The following is an 18864-nucleotide window of genomic DNA, read 5'->3' on the forward strand; positions in this document are numbered from 1 at the left end:
AGCCGGGAACGAATCGCTGTATGGCAGAGATATTGTGGCACCGCCGGGAAACCAGGCGGCAACAGAGAACACCAACGTCTGTCTAACCTGCGATGAGAACCCGGCTTACTCTCCGATCCGATTGCAAAGCGCGCCAGCGCCTACCGACGGACATCACCAGAACGCTGGCGCGTGAGACCGGCGCGCTGGTGTCGAACGCGATTCCGAACCACTGGCGGTGGCTGACCCGTCGGGTGTGGATGGTCGACGGCACAACGCTGTCGATGCCCGACACCCGGGCCAACCAGATCCCGTGGCCGCAGCCCGCCACTCAGGCGCCGGGGCTGGGGTTTCCGCAATGTCGCATGGTCGGGTTGTTCAACTTGGGCAGTGGTGCCCTGTGCGACGCGGCGATCGGCCCCCAACCTGGCCTTGAGCACAATTCCGGCCAACAGCGCTTGCGGTAACCTGTCGCGGCCGGGGCCGCTCCTACGGTCTCTCGGGGAGATAATGGTCTCACCCTCGCATCCAACTCCCCCGTGGGAGCGGCTTCAGCCGCGACGAGGGCACGGCGGCTTGCGAGGTCGCGTCGCGGCTGAAGCCGCTCCCACCGGGTTGCGGCGCGACTGTCACGGCCAGCCTCGACCTCTGGGTGCGACCGGATCGCGGCTGGCCGAGCGGTTGCCGTCCCTCGCCTGGATTCCGGCGTCCCGGCCCGAATGACGGACCGCGGTGGCCACGATGGGTCCCCGAATCAGGCGGGACCAGCCCTACTGCCGATTTGGCAGTTCACGCATCCGCTCACCCAGCGCCCTGACCTGGCATTTTTGCAGGCCTGCGGCCGCTTGACGGCGCCCACTGCCATTGCGGCAGCCGCCAATCCACGATGACTGCCGATATGGCAGTCGCGCCACCATCCGGCGGCCTTCCAGGCACCCGTCGAAAATCGCTTTTTACATTTTTATCATTATCTTAGATGCTTTTTCGCGAACCTGGCACGGACTTTGTATCGCTTCGGCAAGTGCCTCCCAGACTGCCGCCTCAGGACCTCTACCATGTACAATCGTCAAACCCTTCGTACCTCCCTGGTCTACTCGATCCTGACCGCGCTGGTGTTGGCCGCCGGCAGCTACAGCGCGACGGTGTCGGCCACCAACGCACCCGGCGCCCAATTCCGCTACGACAACAGCCACACCGCGACGGTCGACATCGCGCTGGCCGCGACCGATGGCGGCCCCGCCCTGCTGAGTTTCTACAGCGAGGGGGCCAACGGGCTGCGGCTGTTGGAGAATGCATTCACCGACGGGCGGGGCAGCTATGTGGGCGACCTGCGCCTGCCGGCCCATCTCAACCAGGTCGTGGTCGTCGTGCATACCGCCGAGCGGCAGGAGACCCTCACCTTGGCCGTCACCGACCAATCGATCACCTACACTGAATAAGTTGTCGCCGACCTTCAAGAGACCAAAGCCATGTTGAACAAGCGCGTTATCAAACAGTTGAGCGGCGCCGCCCTGGCGCTCCTGATCAGCGCCGGCGCCTACGGTGCGCCGGCCGCCACCGCCCTGCTCGCCTTTCCAACCATCACGCTGACCGATAGCGGCGGCGCCCCGCTGGACCAGGCAATCCTCACCACGGGGCAGCAGTCCTACGACGTCATGGTGAACGGATTGGGCGTCGGCGGGGCCAAGGGACTCAAGGTGACGGTCACCGGCGAGGTCTACGGGCTCGCCAACCTCACCGACCTGGAGGGCCCCTTTGTGACCGAGCTGGCCGACGCACCGCCGACGGTGGTCAGCAGCGATGACCTGTGGCTCTACAGCGAGCGCGGTGTCAGCATCCTCCTGCACAGCGGCAACCCGGGGGTGAAACTCGCCGCGGGCAGCGACACGGTGATGGTGCAGTTCGGGTCGGCACAGTGAAGCGACGGCCGACCGCGCAACGCCGATCTTCCAATAGCAATAACAGGGCATTATCCATGAACTACCGTCATCCCCTTGCGTCTTCACTGGCTGCCCTGGCGCTCGGCGCCGTCGTTCAGCCCAGCCTGGCAGCCACTGCGTACACCTGGCAGTATCTCGACACCTACGATGGGCTGGGTCTTCCTACCAAGCTGGTGGATATGAACAGCGAACTGCCGGCCACCCTCCTGGCCGACATTCGTAAACGGCTGCCGGAATACAAGAATATCAGCACCAACGACCCCAAGCTGATCACCGACGATCTGGGGGCAAACATCTCGCTGCTCGAAGACGCGGAGATCACGGTGGCCTTCATCGACGAGGGGGCCGGCTACCGAAATGCGGTGGGTTATTTCACCTTCGATCCGGCCAACAAGCCCAAGGCGTTCAGTGAACTGATCACCAAGATCATGTTTCCCAATTTCTCTTTACCACCGCAAGGCGAAATGAGGTACGGCGATGGCGTGTATCTGGGTAAATTCAAGGCCGGCAGCGCTGTTGGGTTCACCGTTGTGGCAGACGGTTGGAATGGTAAAGAGGTCAACCGCTATCAGAACCCGGCCTCCATCTTTACCACGCTGAAGGCCTTGAACCCGGAAAAGCCGACAGCCGCCAACCCGAACATCAACGCACATACCGTCCTGATGTCGAAGCCCGAGGATGGGCTGCTGGTGTTGGCGTTCGAGGATCAGAATCGTGCCGGCGGCGATCACGACTTCAACGACGTCGTGATCGCCATCAAGGTGACCCCCTTCTCCGCCGTCGACCGCAGCCTGGTACAGCCGTTGGTCAAGGCCGCGACCCCGGTGGTGTTGGATAGCGACGGCGATGGCATCCCGGACGCACTGGACGCCTTCCCGCAAGACCCGACGCGGGCGGCGCGGCGCTTTTATCCGAGTGCGACCGGCTTCGGCTCGCTGGCCTTTGAAGACCTGTGGCCGAAGAAGGGCGACTTCGACATGAATGACCTGGTGGTCGCCTATCGCTCGACCGAGGTCCTGAATGCGCAAAACGAGATCGTCGACCTCAAGCTGACGTACGAGATCAGGGCGCGTGGCGCCGGCTCGGACAATGGGTTCGGCATCCATCTCCCGGGTGTAAGTCGCGACGCCATCGATGCGACGGCCACCACCCTGACCATCAACAATCAGGCCCCGGTGGCGCTACCGGTGGAGACCGGCCAGACCGAGGCGGTCTTCATCCTCTCGCCGAATGTCACACCACTCACCGCCACCGGCCAGCCCTTCCCCTGCTCGATGATGAACAGCGTGGCCAAGTGCCCCCGCACACCGGCGGTGCCCATGGAGCTCAACATCCATTTCAAGCAGCCATTGACGACGGCGCAGCTCGGCAACGCCCCCTTCAACCCGTTCATCTATCGGACCACCAAGCGGGGCCTGGAGGTGCATCTGGTGGATCATCCGCCGACCGCCAAGGCCGACCCCAAGCTGTTCGGCACCCTGGACGATACCTCCAATCCGGCCCAGGGACGCACCTATCGCACGGCCGCCAACGAGCCCTGGGCGCTCGACGTACCCGAGACCTGGCGGTATCCGACCGAGTGGAACAACGTGGCCGGGGCCTATCCGAACTTCATCCCCTGGGCCGTCAGTGGCGGCACAACCGCCACTGACTGGTATGTCAGCAAGATGGTCCAACCACTGATCTTCCAGCCTTAGGCATCGGGCTGCGCAACAGGCCTTGCTCATTATTCCAGCCACCGTTGGGTGGCATTGGTCGCGGCCTGGGGGCCGCTCCTACGCCGTAGGAGCGGCCCCCGGCCGCGACGGGTTACCGCAAAGGCTGGTGGCCGGCCTGATGATCAAGGCCGGCGTTAGCGGCGGGACGCCGCGTCGACCTTGAGATCGGCCAACAGCCGATAGAGCGTGCGCTCACCAATCCCCAACACCCGCGCCACCGCGGCACGGGACCCCGGGTGCCGGGCCAGCAGCAGTTGCACATAGCGCTGCTCGATTTCCGCCAGGGTCGGCTCGTGGTCGAAGGTCAGCGTCACCCCGGTGGTCGCGGTGGCGGACGCGGACGCGGCGGCGCGCGGCAGGGTGAGGTGCTCCGGATCGATCTTCAGCTTGTTGCCGGACAGGATGATCGCGCGCTCGATCACGTTGCGCAGTTCGCGGACATTGCCCGGCCACGCGTAGTCCAGCAACGCCTGCATCGCCGCCTCGCTCAGCCGCTTGACGATCCGCTTGGAAAATCCCGGGTGGGCCAAAAAGTGTCTCACCAGCGGCGCGACGTCCGCGCGGCGTTCCCGCAGCGGGGCCACTGTCACCACAAATGAGTTGAGTCGATACAGCAGGTCCTGGCGGAATTCACCCCGCTGGGACATGCCGTCCAGGTCCCGATTGGTGGCGGCGACGATGCGCACCTCCGCCGGCAGGTCCACCGCGCTGCCCAGCCGCCGAAAGCGCTTGGTCTCCAGTACACGCAACAGCTTGGCCTGGATCGGGGCGGGGATCTCGCCGATCTCATCCAGAAAGAGGGTGCCGCCGCTGGCCTGCTCGATCAGACCGGGCTTGCGCTGTGCGGCACCGGTGAAGGCCCCGCGCTCGTGCCCGAACAATTCGGACTCGAAGAGCGTTTCGGGCAGCGAACAACAGTCCACCGCCACCAGCGGCCCCTCGGAGCGCGGACTGAGGCGATGAATCTCCTGCGCCACCTTCTCCTTGCCGACCCCGCTTTCGCCCAGGATCAACACCGTCGCCTCGGTTGGGGCCACGGACTTCAGGTCGGCGAGCAATTGGCGCAGCGGCCCGCTCTCGCCCACCAGCAGGCTTGGCGCCTCCTGCCGCACGACGCTGGTATAGAACTCACCGCGCCGATACAGCAAGGCATTGTCGATGATCCGCCGCACCGCCCCCGCCAGTTCATCCCGATCGATCGGTCGGACCAGAAACTCGGTTGCCCCCAGGCGCAGGGTCTGGAGTGCGGTCTCGATCGCGGTCTCGCTGCACAAGACCAGCAGCGGATAATCCTGAGTCCAGCGCTCGATCAGGGCGGCACCGACATCGGCGGGCCAGGGGGACTCCAACAGGATCAGGTCAGGGGGCGCGGCGGCCAACGCGCGCGCGGCCGTCCGGCCATCCGCGGCGGTGGCGACCGCATAACCGCGACCTTGCAGGTCGGCACAAAGCTCCCGATGGGAGTCTTCATCCCCACCCACCAGCAGGAGGCGGTCGGCCATGCTGGGGTGAAGTTACGCGCCCGATTCGGCGCGCATGAGATGAAACATATCGGTAATCGACTGCGGGTCGTTTGGCGGTTCGACATTGGAGAGCAGTGAGGCATTCGAGTCCGGATCATCCGGGTGATAACCGTGCATCCCGGTAATGGGCTTGAGTCCCATGTGACTGGGGAGGATCAAGACCCCCGCGTCGACCAGAAAGATCAGCTCACCGAACTGATCGCCCACGAAATCGCAGCCCAATTGCTGGAGTTCCGGCTGGCGCAGGATGCGCCCCTGCGGCACCTGCTCCAGGAGCGCACCGATGCGCTCGCGGGCGGCCTGGTTGTGGAACCAAAACCGCCCCATGGTGGAGTCATAGGTGGCGGTGTAATCGCGGCCGAATGTGAGCCCGAGCCCCTCGATCTTGCTCATCAAGTCCAACTGGGTATGGATGGTGGCCATGCCATGGTCGGAGCAGACGAACAGTCGTACCTGCGCATAATGCGCCTCGGCCACCCGCATGACCTCTTCGAGCTGGGTCTCGTACCAGGCAAGCTTTTGATCCACCTGCGGACTACCCTTGCCCACCTCGTGCAGGAGTGCGTCCATGGACGCCATATACAGGAGCGCAAAGGCGATCTTGCCCTGGCTCAGATCGGCCTTGAGCGACTCCAGATTGATCGCTTCGGACTGGCGCCAGTCGGATACGTGGTAAGGAATCCCGGCGCGTTGCAGGTGATCGAAGATGTTCTCTCCCCCGTTCATACCGCCGGGTACGAACAGGTCTTTTTTCTCGCAATAATCGAACTTGTCTACGTACTTAAACGGGATATTGTAGAGTTGGAAATAGCCCGTGTAGCGATACAGCCGTTTGATCAGTTTGCTGATCGCATTGCGCACCCGCCCGCGGTCCACCAGTGAGCGCGGCAGCCACCCCAGCAGGCGCAACGGTTTGAACGGGGAGGTCTTGGGCGAATAATAGAAAAACGACCAGTGGCGATGTTCGCGCGGCATCAGTCCGGTGAGGATCGAGGGGATGCACGCGGATGAGAAGCCGAACACGGAACGCAACTTGCGCCGAAACGGCAAGCGCGCCTCCATGAAGCGTCGCCCCTTCAACACCTCCCAGCCAAGTGCGTCGATGAAGACGACGAGTGAAATCGTCGGGGCCTGGTCATTGTTCATGAGAGTCAAGTCGCTCCTCATTTTGCTTCCCGGGGACCGCCGCGGGCCGCGTCCTGTCAGTCAAGACGCCGCGCCACACACTGCACCGTCGAGCGTCCGAACACCCTCTGCGTGCGCGTGTGGTTTACACCATCGGCGAGACTGAGTCAAGCCAGCAACCTTGCAGGGTGAAAACGGGAATGCACGGACCCGACGGCCGCCAAGCCGACTGCGGCCCGGCGACTTGCCGCGACTACCACGCTGTAGTAGAGTCAACCGATAATTCTTAGGCTTTTACATTGGACTTATTTTGCGCAAGCACCGCGCCCGACATCGCTCTGCCACGGACGCACCACTGTTTATCGCCGGTGCGGCGTTCAACTTTTTGCTCCTGATCGTGCTGATGGCATTTTCCTATTTGCGCGAAGAACCCACCTTCTGGACCAATGCAGGAGACTGGCCGACCGGGTTGCGGGAGTTGGTGCAGGACACCTATTATCCTTTCATCGTCCTCGAGTTCCTGCTGCTCGCGGCCTTCTCCGGGGTCAGCATCCAGCGCTTGAGTACCCGCTCCCGGTCGGCCAGCCTGGCAGTGATCCTGCTGCCGCTGCTGTGGGGACTGTTCTTCCTGCTCATCGCCAATTCTGTCGCCAACAACCTGGAGAACCTGCTCACTGGGCGACCGCTGCACTGGCATCGCGATGCCAACTGGTCACAACTCTAACGCGGCCGCCAGAATGACTGAACCCGCAAGCGAGGCGGATATGACTAAGAATGCGCCAAAGCCGGCAGACGACGCGCCAACGCACTATCGCGAAAGGACCCCGGAGTATTATCTGGAAAGGCTGGACCCGGCGCTGCGATCGAGCTTTACCGCACCGCAACTGGAGGCGGTCAAGCAATTGCTGGGAGAGTCGATCCCGAAACCCGCCGCCAAATTGGTCGATCTGCGATTTTGGGTGGGCCTGCTGGCCTACCGATTCTATGTGGTCCTGTTTATCGGCAAAGATTATCGGCGTAGGGAGCGCGACGAGGTTGCCGAGCCGCTGGCACGCAAAGGCAACGCGATGATCGCCCTGCTGCTGCTGATTGGGCTGAATTTTCTGGTCAGTGTGTTGGTTCTTCTGATCGCCTTTGCAATTAAATATGCGGTCGGCTACAGCCTCTTGCCCCATCCCCGCTGAGGCAATCAACCGGCCTGGTCACTCAACCGAAACCCGGGCATTGCTCACGCCAAGGCGCCAAGCTCGCCAAGGTTTTTCAAAACGTCATCGGCGTTCGGCGACTCACCCGCAGGGTGATGCCGATGCGGCGCACCTCGCTTTGTTTCTTCTTGGCGTCTTGGCGTCTTGGCGTCTTGGCGTGACAACTGCTCTTTCCGGGCTCAAGCCCGCAGCCTTACCCGCACCAAGGCGCCACCCAGTGGACTGGCGGCGATCTCCAATTCACCGCCATAGGCGATCGCGATCTCGCGCACCACCGCGAGCCCGATGCCATGGCCGGGGGTGGCCAAGTCCGCCCGAGCGCCGCGCTCCAGCACGGCACGGGCATGGGCCGCCGGGATGCCGGGGCCGTCGTCCTCCACCCACAGCAGCAGCACCCCGGCCTCCCGTCGCCCGCCCACCGCGACCCGGGCGCTGCACCACTTATAGGCGTTGTCGAGCAGGTTGCCCAGCACCTCCAGGAGATCGCCCTCCACCCCGCGAAAACTCAAGTCCGCTGCCACTCCCACGGCGACCTCGACCTGACGCTCCGCGTGCAGTTTGGCGAGCGACGCGACCAGCCGCCCGACCGCCTGGGCCACCGCCACCGGCGGGCTGAGGGTGAGCACCGGGCCGGCGCGGGCGCGCTCCAACTGATAGGCGACGATCGCCTCCATGCGCCCGATCTGCTCAGTCAACTGCTCGGCCAACGGATCGTCCGACGGATCGCTCGACGCTGGGGAGAGCGCCCCGCGCATCACCGCCAGCGGCGTCTTGAGGCTGTGTGCCAGGTCAGCCAAGGCGTTGCCGAGCCGGGTCTGGCGGGCGGAGGCATGGGCGAGCAGTGCATTGAGGTTGTCGGTGAGTGCGCGCAGTTCGCGTGGATAGCGCCCGCGCAGCCGCTCCCGGTGACCGGCCTCCACGGCGGCGACCTCGTCCGCAACCCGCCGCAAGGGAGCCAACCCCCAGCGCAACGCGACGAGCAGGGCGACGAGCAAGAGCGCTGACATGCCCCCCAGCCAGCCCGCCAGGCTGGTGCGGAAGCCGGCCAACTCACGGCCATACTCCGCCAGGTCCTCGGCCACGCTGAAGGTATAGCCGCGCGGCGTGGGGCCGACGGTCCAGATCACCCCGTAGCTCTCCACGAAGTAGGCGCGCCCGCTCGCATCGCGCGCCCGGTGGAAACGGCGCACCCCCGGGGCGAGCCCGGTATCGAATGGGACGGCCTGGCCGAGGACGGAGACCGAGCGCCAGACCGGCACCCCGGCGACATCGCTCACCTGGCCATAGAGCCCTGAACCGGGCAGGCTGAAGCGCGCCTCGGCCAGGCTGGAGGGCAGCGTCAGTGCATCGCCCTGACTATCCGCGGCGGCCATCAGTAGGTAGACCTGCCCGAGCAGGCGCGCCTCCCGGGCGGCGCTGGCACTGGACTGAAAGGCGCGCTCCAGGGCCAGGCTGGTGAGTACGATAAAGACCACCAGCACCAGGGCCGCGGCGAGCGTGACCCGTGCCTGGAGCGACTTCAAGCGCCGGTATCCTTCAGCGCGAAGCGGTAGCCGCGCCCGCGCAGGGTCTCGATGGGGGCCAGCCGACCCTCCGGGTCCAGCTTGCGGCGCAGGCGCCCGACCAGGACCTCCAGCACATTGCTGTCGCGATCCTCATCGTGCGGATAGAGATAGTCCGCCAATTCACGCTTGGACAGGACCCGACCCTGCTGCGACATGAGCCGTTCCAGTAGCCTGAACTCGTAGGCCGTCAACTCCACCAGGGCACCGCGCACCCACACCTGCTGCCCGGCGCGGTCCAGGCGCACCGGCCCCGCCTCGATGGCCTGGTTCGCCGCCCCGGCCGCGCGCCGGAGCAGGGCGCGCAGGCGGGCCAGCAACTCATCCATCTCAAAGGGCTTGGCCAGGTAGTCGTCCGCTCCGGCCTCCAGCCCCTCGACCTTGTCCTGCCAGCGACCGCGGGCGGTCAGCACCAGCACCGGCAGCGGGTTTCCGGCCGCCCGCAGACGGCGCAGGATGGTGAGACCCGGGGTGCCCGGCAAACCTAGGTCCAACACCAAGGCATCGCAGGGGTATTCGGTCGCCAGATAGAGGGCCTCGTCCCCGTCCCCGCTCTGGTCCACCCGAAAGCCCTCGCGCACCAGCCGCCCGACCAGTTGTGTACGCAGTGCGGCCTCGTCCTCGATCACCAGGATGCGCATGGATAACCCGCGCGATCAGCCGCCGGCGGCCGGGATGAAGACGACCCGGACCTCACCGGCCGGGGTCAGGACCTTGACCTGATAGCCACCGCCGCTGCGCTCCACCGAGAGCACCCGGCCGCCGGTCTGGCGGCGCGCCGCCTCCGCCGCCTCCGCCGCGGAGGCCGCCCCGGCGAACAGGAGCGGCGGCGCAGGCACCGCGCCGCCGACCGGCGCGTGACTGGGACGGCCCAGAGACAGGGCGAGGAGCGCGGTGGCACTGGTCAACATCGATTCATCACCGTTGTAGCGTTCAGGCCGACTGACTCGGCGACACCTCCGGCGCGGACGGGACGGCCGCCCCGCCGGGTGCGGCACCGCCTACCATGAGCCGTTGAAGAACACGGAGAGGCCGGGCAGCAAGGGGGGGCGACGATAGACCGGTCGCTCCACCACCACCTCCCGCTCACGATAGTCGCGATGGTGGCGCCAGTGGTCATGGTCATAGTGCCCCCGCTCACCCCAGTGCCGATCGCCGCCTTCGTGGCGCCGTTCGCCGCGCCCTCCGTCGTGATCGTAATGGCGTTCGCCATGCCGATCGCCGCGCCCGCCACCGCCCCCATCGCGGTCCCAATCGGCCGCGGCCAACCCCGGCAGGGCCAGCGCCCCCGCCAGCAGGGCCGCCAGTGCCAAGGTGCTTTGGGTGTGTCTCTTACTCATGGTCGCTGCCCTCAAGAAGGTCGGCGGGGCCCAGCGCCCTCACCGTTGGCACTAGACTAGGCGCTGGTGCCTGAACGCAGACTGAACAGGGGCGATCATCCACCACCCTGGTAGGCCAGATCGATCAGTGTACGGATATCGGACTCGCGGGCCTCGATGTCCGCCACCAGAGCAAACTGCACGCTCGCCTTGAGCAGATTCTGGCCGCGATGGGTGACCCGGAAATAGCGGTCACCCTCCAGGTGGTCATTGAGGAAGCGCAGACCCAACTCGAAGGGCATGAGACGGATGCCGTCATAGATCGTCGCCACCTCGCCGCGGCCCAGGAAATCGCGCGTCTCCTGCGCATAGGCCGTCAGGATCGCGTTACAGAAGGCCAGGTCAAAGTACACCCGCTGCCCCTCAGCGGACTCACCCAGGCGGTTGCAGCAGGAGCGCAGACAGTCGCCCAGGTCGTGCTGGATCAGGCCGGGTTGGACGGTATCCAGGTCGATCAGGGCCAGCGCGTGACCGGCCGCGGCATGAAACAGGATATTGTCGAGCTTGGGATCGCCGTGGGTGATCCGCAGCGGGATCAGACCAGCGGCCAGGGCCTGCTCCAGTACCCCGACCATCCCAACCCGGGCATCGATGAAGGCCATGCAGTCCGACTCACCGCCATCGCGCGGGGGTAGCTCCGCGCGCAGCTCCAGGTGGCGGGCGAGATAGTCTGGCGTGCGGTGGAACCCGGGCAGCGTGACCCCCAGTCGCGTCGGCTCCAGGTCGCGGGTCAGGCGATGGAAGCGCCCGAGCGCTAGGCCCACCTGGCGCGCCTGCTCGACGCCCGCCAACCGGTCCAGCGTCACCGCGTCCGGGATGAACTCCATGAGCCGCCACAGCTCGCCCGCCGGGGTGCGCAGGAAGGGGCGGCCGTCGCGCGCCGGGATCAGGGCCGGCACCCGCAGCCCCGCCTGCTCTGCGGCATGGGCGCCGAGCACCGCCAGGTTCGCCATGATCTGCTCAGGGTCGGGAAAGACCCGCTGGTTGACGCACTGCAGGACATAGCGCCCGGCGGAGGTGGTGACCGCAAAGGTCTCGTTGATCAGGCCCCGCCCCAAAGGCGCGATGGGGCACGTTTCAGCGCCGACAGCGAAGCCCGCGACGATGGCGCGCAGGTCCGCCAGCAGGGTCGGGGCATCCTGAGGCGCGTCGCTCTCACGCCAAGACGCCAAGGCGCCAAGATGATCCAGCGCGCCGTCAGCGACCGGGCCGTGACCGGTCGAGCGATTCGCAGAATGCAGGGGCTCATCTGTTTTCCTTGGCGTCTTGGCGACTTGGCGTGAGCCATTGGCGGTTTCTTGAGTCATGGGTCTAACACATTATGCTTGAAGTCCGACAATCACCTATGGGTCCGCAAGGTTAGGGTGTCGCCACGCTGGATCAGTTCCAAGTGCTTAAGGTAACTCATGCCGAGCAGGACCTCATCCCCCGCCATCGCCGGCAGGACGCTCGCGCGCAGATTGCGGGCCACCAGCCCGCCCAGTTCCACGCTGTGGCGCGTCGCCCAGGTCTCGACCGTCCCGTTGGCGGTCTGACTGAGACCCCCGGGGCGCAACGGCAAACCCAACCGGCGCGCCAGCGCCAGCGGCACGGCCACGTCCGTGGCGCCGGTATCCAGCATGAAGACCACGGGCTCCCCGTTGATGTGCCCCCCGGCCACGTAATGACCGGCCCGGTTGCGCCGCAGGACCACCTGCGCCACCCCGCCCTGGCCCGCGACGGCGATCGGGGCCGGGTTGGGGTTGGTCTGGCGCTCAATGACACCCTTGAAGAAGAACGCCAGCAGTGCCAAGCCCACAACCCAGGCCGCGATCAGCATGGCACGCCCGAGGCTGGCCTGGGGGTCATCGCGGCGGCGGATGGGATCTTTCATCTCGGCTCGGAGTCAAGGTCGCTTGTCGGGCTAGTGTATCATCACCACAACACATCGAGACACAAAAGACCAATATAGCCCTCTTGTGGCCTTGACAACACAGCCCCAGGCCGTTAGGCTATTTTTTGCTGACCCGCAACACTCGCCGGTCGGCCGGTCGGCGTGCGCCACGACACAGCGCCAGGGTCAACAAAGGCCCGTGATTCAAGCATCAACGAATAACAAACGCCCCATCGGGCGAAAGATTCCAGGAGACACAAAGCATGCGCGCGCAAACAGTCATCGTCACCTCCACCCTGGTCTCCGGCCTGCTCCTCGGCGCGGCAACCCCCGTCGCCGCCGACAACGCGTTCAACTGGGGGGGCTTCTATGTCGATGGCGCACTCGGGTTCCGCAACACCCAATACAAGGCCACGAACTTCAGTTCCTATTATGAAACTGCCCCAACATTCACCTACCAGAGCGCGGTGAGCGGCAGCAATGATCTCGGCGCATCGAATTTCCTGGGTCAGATCTCGGCCGGCTGGCGCTGGGCCCCTGGACCACTGGTGGTGGGCATTGGCCTGTTCGCCGATTTGGCCGGCAGCAACACGGCCACGACCACCTTCAACATCGCACAATCGAGCATACCCGGAGGGTCGGGGTTCAACTACAGCACCCTGAGGGTGAAAGAGAAGAACCGCTATGGCATCAGCCTGGACGTCGGCCCCAATTGGCGGACGCACCCCTATGCCAAGTTCTCCGCCAACTGGGCCGACTATAGCGTGTCGACCGCGGCGGATTCGTGCGGTATGGGTGGCACCACGGGTGCCGTAGAAAACTCATTCACCAACCACCAGACCGGCTTCGGTCTCGGCGCCGGTATGCGGCACCTTCAGACTGAGAATCTGTATTTCTTCGCCGAAATCATGTGGACCGGCATGGGTTCCAAGACCAAGGGCATGAGCAGCGCCTGCGCCCCCAACGGTGCGGCCGCAGCGCTGGGCATCACGTCACAAACCCAGACCCAACAAGTCAAGATTTCGCCGCAGGACTTCACTGGCGTGATGGGCGTAGGCTGGAAGTTCTAAGCCTCCCGCCCGGGCATGTTCAGGCCCCTGCGCCGCGAGGTGCATGGGCCTGATGCGTTCAGGGCTCCTGAATACGGATCAACACCGGCGACCGATCATGATGGTGGTCGTCGTCATGCGGTAGGGCCGCGGCGAGCGGCTGCCCGTTCGCCACCTGCACGACGGCGACCAGTGGGTCCGCCTCGCTAGTCGCATGCACCACGATGCCATGACTGGCCAGGCGCTGCACGAACCCCGCCCCGGCCCCCTGGGTCACCAGGGCGTAGAGCCCCAGCCCGAAGAGCGGATGATCATCCCCATGATATTCATGGACCGACAACTCCTTGGGCAGATCGAGTCGATCCACCTCCAATGGCGGGCTGTCGGCGCCGTCCACCTCATAGACAAGGAAACGACACGCCTTTCCGGCATGGCCGGTGATGGACTTGAAATTCTGGCTAGTGACAGCGATACGCATCTCAGCTCCCGAGCGAAGGGCAAGGGTTCAGGTTAAGCCCCAGCGGCATCCTGAACCTTAATAATGGTCAATAGTCGCGGTGACCGCGCACGTGTACAAATCCTTTGGCACACCGGCATCGCGCGACGCTATTCCTCGGCAATCCGCCGCAACTGCGCGATATCCAGCCGGAACAGGTTGGGCGCGGTCTCTACCAGCAACCCCTGACGCCGGAACTCGGCGATGGTCCGGCTGGTGGTCTCGGTCGTCACACCGATCATGGCACCCATATCCTCGCGGCCGAACAGTTGACACTCGCCGCGCTCTTCGTCCCGCACCAGGCGCAGCACCAGGCGCGCGACCCGCTGCCGCGCCGAGCCGGTCGACAACTCGGTGAGCCAGGCGTCCGCCTGCGTAAGTGCGCGTTGCCAGCGGGCCATCAGCTCGCGATGCAGGGTCGGATTGTCGTTACCCAGGTCGCGCACCATGCGCGCCGGAAAGCGGCACACCTCGGTGAGCTGCAAGGCCACGGCCTCGTGCTGATAGCGCTCCCCGAGGATCGCCTCCAACCCCAACACATCGCTAGTGCGCGCGATGCGGACGATGCGCTGACTGCCATCGGCCAGCGACTGCATCAACTTGCAGGCGCCGCTGCGCACGGTAAACATAAAGTCACCGCTGTCGCCGGCGCGGTACAGCGAGCTTCCCGGCTTCAGGGTAAACTGGTCGATAGGGTCGTGGATGCGCTCGAAATCGCACTCAGTCAGCCCCGCAAACAGCACAGTATCACGCAACGAGCAGTTGCGGCAGTCCGCCTCGCCGGACCAGGCGTCCCGCAGTGTCACAGTCTTCACCATCACCAAAAGGTGTCCTCTTTGATCGGTCGCGCGACCGGATTGCTATGCACTGGTGTCATTTCGTCAGGGCCATAAAGAGCTGCGGCAGACGCTCCGGCAGCCGCTCGACCCGGTCGATGACGGTGAAGCGATTGCCGAAGCAGTCGCGGACATACTCATCGGCATGGGCGTCGAGGTTGATACAATAGGTGTAGATGCCCTGTTGGTCGAGTTCCTGTACCGCCTTGTGGGTGTCCTCGATCAGCAGGCGTTCGTCATCCACGTCGATATCATGGGGCTGGCCGTCAGTGAGGATCAGCATCAGCTTCTTCTCCGCCACACGGGCCTCCAAATAATGGGCGGCATGGCGCAAGGCCGCGCCCATGCGGGTGGAATAGCCCGCCTCCATCGCCGCCAGCCGGGCCTTGACCTGGTCGCCCCAGTCCTCGCTATAACCCTTGATATGCTGGTAGCGAACCTCATGGCGGGTATTGGACGAGAAGCCGGCGATAGCGAACTCATCCCCCAGATGGTCGATGGCCCAACCGAGCAGGGCGACCGCCTCCTGACTGAGCTCAAGGATACTCTGGGTACACCCGTCCGGCACCTGATTCAGTGACTGGGACAGATCGAGCAGGAGCATGACGGCAATGTCGCGTCCGTCGTGACGGTGGCTCATATTGATGCGCGGGTCCGGGGTCGCCCCGCCCCGGTAGTCGATCAGCGACCGGATGGCCACGTCCAGGTCCAGCTCACTGCCCTCCTCCTGGTAGCGCAGGCGCACATAGTGCTGTGGCTTGAGCAGGTCGAGGATCTGCTTGAGACGCTTGGCCAGCATCCGGTGCTTGTCGAGGAGCGCGTCGATGAAGGCCGGATCGCCCGCGGGGTGCAGGCCCTCGTAGAGGCTTACCCAGTCCGGGCGATAGGTCTTGCTCTTGTAATCCCACTCCGGATAGTGGCGCGGCGGCAGGGTCTGTGCCTCTTCGGGTGGGCGCTGCTTGCGCTCCGCAAAGGTCTCCTCCTCATCGCCCTGCTCGATATAACGCCATAGGTGCCGGTTGTCATCCCGGTAGTCGACCTCGGTATCGGTGAAATAGACCTTGGGCGAGAGGTCTTGCTGGCGGCGGGTGCGGGCGATATAGGCGATCGCCAGCTCCGCCATCGCCTGGGTGCTGGACTCGCCCTGGGCCAATTCAGCATGGAAACGCGCGAGGAATTCGAGCAGGTCCGGGTTGCGATAACCGTGATTCGGATCGAGCACGGCACGCGAGAAGATCGCCAGCCGATGGCGGATACAGGACACGCGCTCCGGATCGCAGGCATCCTCCTGCGGCGCCGGGTGTAAGGCGAGCAAGATTGCGCGCAGCCCCGGATACTCGCGCAGCGCCAGGGTCTCGACCCGACAGTCCTCGAAGGTCTCTACCGCTACCCGTTGGAAGGGGCTCAGGTTATCCGCCACCAATGAGCGACTCCAGCGCAGATGGGCGGCAATATGGGCCAGCAGCGCCCGGTAGCGATCGAGGCCGGGCACCCCCTCGCGATCGTCATAGGCATCCGGGACCCGCATCCCCAGGGGATCGAAATAGGGCACCGGCTTGCGCAATTCATCGAACCCTTCAGAATACGGGACCAGCGGCAACCCCTCCCGCCAGAGCGCGCGCAGATACAGATCGAGCCGGCGTTCATTGTCGACGAACAGGGTGCCGTGACGCTCCCGCTGCAACACCGCGCGGCTGTCCGCCGATTGCAGGCTGAAATAATCTCGCTGGCGGTCGGGATGATCGCCATAGTGCCGCACGCCATAATCGATCCAGTTGCCCAGGCCCCGGCAGGTGAGCTGGCTCAGAAGATAAGGGACCCGCTCCAGCAGGTCGGGAAGGCTCGGGCTCGGAATCGTGGTATGAAAACCGTGAATGGAACCGGTGGTCCGCGCCATGAAGTCGAGGATGATCTCGATATAGCGACTGAGCAGTTCGGCACAGGGCAGCCGCCGCGATGCCTCCGGAATACTCTGCAAGAAGGGCAGGATCGCCTTGCCATTGGGACTGCGCGAGATCGTCCACACCGCCTGGGAGACCATGGCGAGCGCCTCCTCACCCACATCGGCGGCGACCCGCGGCAGTTCCTGGAGATAGACCAGGACCGGCTCAAAACCGCGCCCGATCCGGCAGATCAACGAGGCCCCGTCCAGATAGTCCCTAATCCCCGCCGCGGTCAACAGCCGCTGCGCCTCCGCCATACAGTCGGGAAACACATGATCGAGCTGGGGAAAGTTGCAGCGCAGTTGCTCCCGGTAGGGCTGGAGGGCCGCGGCGGTGAGCGGTAGCGTGACGAGCATGGGGCCTCCGGCGGCGTTCTTACGAGCAGGTCAAGGGCGCAGGGTACACCGGGCGGCGGCCGGCGAGTCACCCAGAAATTAAGCCTTTTTCACAAATTCGGATTTCAACTGCATGGCCCCAATGCCATCGATCTTGCAATCGATATTATGATCGCCATCGACCAGCCGCATCACCTTGACCTTGGTTCCCACCTTGACCACGGATGAGGTCCCCTTGACCTTGAGGTCTTTGATCACGGTCACCGAGTCGCCGTCATTGAGCACATTGCCAAAGGCATCGCGCACCGCGAGACCCTGATCGGCGTCCCCCGCGACCGCATCGCGCGCCCACTCATGCGCGCACTCGGGACACACATACATGGCGCCGTCTTCGTATGTGTGTTCAGAACCACATTCGGGACATTGGGGCAAACTGCTCATTACTTAACCCTATTGTTGATTCGTGTTCTCACTCCTGCCACCACCCGCCAGCCCGGCTACAGGTCACTGACTCCCGCCCGCGCCGCCAAAAAAGAGGTAGGCGGCAAACACGGCGGCCGTGAACCCTGCCAGGTCGGCGATCAGACCGCCGGCGACCGCGTAGCGGACCCGCTTGATGCCGATGGCGCCAAAATAGACGGCCAGCACGTAGAAGGTGGTCTCGGTGCTGCCCTGAATGATACAGGCAAGACGGCCGGCAAACGAGTCCGCGCCCCGCATCTGCATGGTTTCGATCATCATGGCCCGCGCACCGGAGCCCGAGAGCGGCTTCATGAGCATCGTGGGCAGGCCATCGACCCAGCGGGCATCGAAGCCTGCGGCCCTGACCAACCCCGCCGCCGCCTGCATGGCGACGTCCAGTGCGCCGCTGGCGCGCAACAGGCCGACCGCCACCAGCATGGCAACCAGATAGGGGATGATGGTGACGGCCGTCTGAAACCCCTCCTTCGCCCCCTCGACGAAGGCCTCATAGGCGTTGACCCTGCGCCACAAGGCCCCGAGCAAGAAGGCCATGACGATCGCCAGCAGCAGAAAATTACTCAGCAGCGAGGAGGTCGCGCCCATCTCCGCGGCCGGCAGGCGGGCAAAATAGACCGCCAGGCCGCCGACCCCAAAGGTGAGCCCCCCAATCCAGGCCAACACCACCGGATCGAGCCGGATGCGCTGACGCAGGGCGACGAAAGCAAAGCCGGCGAGCGTCGAGCAGTAGGTGGCCATCAATATTGGAATAAATACATCGGTCGGGTCGGCCGCACCCAGTTGCGCCCGATAGGTAAAGATGGTCACCGGCAGCAGCGTGATACTGGAGGCATTGAGCACGAGAAACAGGATCTGCGCGTTACTCGCCGTGTCCGGATCTGGGTTGAGCGTCTGCAATTGGGTCATCGCCCGGATGCCGATCGGCGTGGCCGCATTGTCGAGCCCCAGCAGATTGGCCGCCATGTTCATGGCGATCGACCCCAGGGCCGGGTGCCCCGCCGGCACCTGCGGAAAGAGTCGGGCAAAGAGTGGCGATAACAGACGCGCGAGTCCATCGAGAACACCGACCCGCTCGCCGATCTTCAGCACCCCCAGCCATAGGCACATGACCCCGGTGAGCCCCAGCGCGATATCGAATGCCAGCCTGGCATTATCGAACCCGGCCTTCATCATCCGCGCAAAGACATCCGGCTGACCGCCCACCAATAACTGGAACAGCCCGGCGGCAAAGGCCGTCAGAAAGAAGCCGATCCAGATCAGGTTGAGCATAAGCCAAGGGAACGTAGGTTGGGATGAGCAGAGTGGACCCGAACCACATGACCCTCTCGTGACACCGCTGCGACGGTGTCACGCATGTGTTGGGCGCTCTGCGCCCCGCGGCCCGCGGTCCGACTTATGATTAAGGCCCGCCACCCGACGCG

Annotated in this window: 20 protein-coding genes; 7 read left to right on the forward strand and 13 right to left on the reverse strand. The window is 64.6% G+C overall.

Annotation, left to right across the window (positions count from 1 at the left end):
* Positions 1–188 precede the first annotated feature (188 nt).
* The 4 genes from QZX93_RS22615 to QZX93_RS22630 all read left to right on the forward strand — a co-directional run bounded on the left by QZX93_RS22615 (position 189) and on the right by QZX93_RS22630 (position 3616).
* Positions 189–446 carry a hypothetical protein gene (locus QZX93_RS22615; protein ID WP_295388457.1) on the forward strand — a complete coding sequence of 86 codons (258 nt, stop codon included), beginning with the start codon at positions 189–191 and terminating at the stop codon, positions 444–446.
* A 588-nt stretch (positions 447–1034) separates the two neighbouring features.
* Positions 1035–1418 carry a hypothetical protein gene (locus tag QZX93_RS22620; RefSeq protein WP_295388458.1) on the forward strand — a complete coding sequence of 128 codons (384 nt, stop codon included), beginning with the start codon at positions 1035–1037 and terminating at the stop codon, positions 1416–1418.
* Positions 1419–1448: 30 nt separating this feature from the next.
* Positions 1449–1898: a hypothetical protein gene (locus QZX93_RS22625; RefSeq protein ID WP_295388461.1), complete on the forward strand. Its 450-nt coding sequence runs from the start codon at positions 1449–1451 to the stop codon at positions 1896–1898.
* 56 nt (positions 1899–1954) lie between these two features.
* Positions 1955–3616 (forward strand): LruC domain-containing protein, encoded by a 1662-nt coding sequence (locus QZX93_RS22630; RefSeq protein ID WP_295388464.1) that lies wholly within the window; start codon positions 1955–1957, stop codon positions 3614–3616.
* 155 nt (positions 3617–3771) lie between these two features.
* Here the strand turns inward: QZX93_RS22630 and QZX93_RS22635 are convergent, their stop codons facing one another.
* Positions 3772–5139, reverse strand: a complete 1368-nt coding sequence (locus tag QZX93_RS22635) for a sigma-54 dependent transcriptional regulator (RefSeq protein ID WP_295388467.1) — start codon at positions 5137–5139, stop codon at positions 3772–3774.
* A gap of 12 nt (positions 5140–5151) precedes the next feature.
* On the reverse strand, positions 5152–6306 hold the full coding sequence (locus QZX93_RS22640) for an alkaline phosphatase family protein (protein WP_295388469.1): 1155 nt from the start codon (positions 6304–6306) through the stop codon (positions 5152–5154).
* A 289-nt stretch (positions 6307–6595) separates the two neighbouring features.
* On the opposite strand from QZX93_RS22640, the gene QZX93_RS22645 reads away from it, so the two are divergent.
* The gene (locus QZX93_RS22645) at positions 6596–7009 is read left to right on the forward strand and encodes a hypothetical protein (RefSeq protein WP_295394958.1); all 414 of its coding nucleotides are present in this window, start codon (positions 6596–6598) and stop codon (positions 7007–7009) included.
* A gap of 13 nt (positions 7010–7022) precedes the next feature.
* Positions 7023–7469 carry a hypothetical protein gene (locus QZX93_RS22650; protein ID WP_295388474.1) on the forward strand — a complete coding sequence of 149 codons (447 nt, stop codon included), beginning with the start codon at positions 7023–7025 and terminating at the stop codon, positions 7467–7469.
* A 200-nt stretch (positions 7470–7669) separates the two neighbouring features.
* Here the strand turns inward: QZX93_RS22650 and QZX93_RS22655 are convergent, their stop codons facing one another.
* From QZX93_RS22655 to QZX93_RS22680, 6 genes are all read right to left on the reverse strand, one after another.
* Positions 7670–9013: an ATP-binding protein gene (locus tag QZX93_RS22655; protein ID WP_295388477.1), complete on the reverse strand. Its 1344-nt coding sequence runs from the start codon at positions 9011–9013 to the stop codon at positions 7670–7672.
* Complete coding sequence (locus QZX93_RS22660) at positions 9010–9693, reverse strand: response regulator transcription factor (RefSeq protein WP_295388480.1); 684 nt, start codon at positions 9691–9693, stop codon at positions 9010–9012. Before QZX93_RS22660 ends, QZX93_RS22655 begins: the two co-directional genes overlap by 4 nt.
* Positions 9694–9708: 15 nt before the next feature.
* Entirely contained in the window at positions 9709–9963 is a 255-nt protein-coding gene (locus QZX93_RS22665; RefSeq protein ID WP_295388482.1) for a hypothetical protein, read from the reverse strand.
* Between the two features lie 90 nt (positions 9964–10053).
* A complete protein-coding gene (locus tag QZX93_RS22670; protein WP_295388484.1) occupies positions 10054–10392 on the reverse strand; it encodes a hypothetical protein in 339 nt (112 codons plus the stop codon).
* A 95-nt stretch (positions 10393–10487) separates the two neighbouring features.
* On the reverse strand, positions 10488–11738 hold the full coding sequence (locus QZX93_RS22675) for a phosphotransferase (RefSeq protein WP_295388487.1): 1251 nt from the start codon (positions 11736–11738) through the stop codon (positions 10488–10490).
* Positions 11739–11770: 32 nt separating this feature from the next.
* Positions 11771–12304, reverse strand: a complete 534-nt coding sequence (locus QZX93_RS22680; protein ID WP_295388489.1) for a TIGR02281 family clan AA aspartic protease — start codon at positions 12302–12304, stop codon at positions 11771–11773.
* A gap of 263 nt (positions 12305–12567) precedes the next feature.
* Here QZX93_RS22680 and QZX93_RS22685 point away from each other — a divergent pair, with 263 nt between their 5' ends.
* On the forward strand, positions 12568–13374 hold the full coding sequence (locus tag QZX93_RS22685) for a hypothetical protein (RefSeq protein ID WP_295388492.1): 807 nt from the start codon (positions 12568–12570) through the stop codon (positions 13372–13374).
* A gap of 58 nt (positions 13375–13432) precedes the next feature.
* Here the strand turns inward: QZX93_RS22685 and QZX93_RS22690 are convergent, their stop codons facing one another.
* From QZX93_RS22690 to QZX93_RS22710, 5 genes are all read right to left on the reverse strand, one after another.
* On the reverse strand, positions 13433–13831 hold the full coding sequence (locus QZX93_RS22690) for a nitrogen fixation protein (protein WP_295388494.1): 399 nt from the start codon (positions 13829–13831) through the stop codon (positions 13433–13435).
* A 128-nt stretch (positions 13832–13959) separates the two neighbouring features.
* The gene (locus tag QZX93_RS22695; RefSeq protein WP_295388496.1) at positions 13960–14667 is read right to left on the reverse strand and encodes a Crp/Fnr family transcriptional regulator; all 708 of its coding nucleotides are present in this window, start codon (positions 14665–14667) and stop codon (positions 13960–13962) included.
* A gap of 55 nt (positions 14668–14722) precedes the next feature.
* Positions 14723–16984 (reverse strand): VWA domain-containing protein, encoded by a 2262-nt coding sequence (locus QZX93_RS22700; RefSeq protein ID WP_295388499.1) that lies wholly within the window; start codon positions 16982–16984, stop codon positions 14723–14725.
* A gap of 78 nt (positions 16985–17062) precedes the next feature.
* Positions 17063–17404, reverse strand: a complete 342-nt coding sequence (locus tag QZX93_RS22705; RefSeq protein WP_295388501.1) for a zinc ribbon domain-containing protein YjdM — start codon at positions 17402–17404, stop codon at positions 17063–17065.
* A 63-nt stretch (positions 17405–17467) separates the two neighbouring features.
* Positions 17468–18712, reverse strand: a complete 1245-nt coding sequence (locus tag QZX93_RS22710; RefSeq protein WP_295388505.1) for a nucleoside recognition domain-containing protein — start codon at positions 18710–18712, stop codon at positions 17468–17470.
* Between the last annotated feature and the right edge of the window lie 152 nt (positions 18713–18864).

Source organism: uncultured Thiodictyon sp. (assembly GCF_903946935.1).
Lineage (GTDB): Bacteria > Pseudomonadota > Gammaproteobacteria > Chromatiales > Chromatiaceae > Thiodictyon.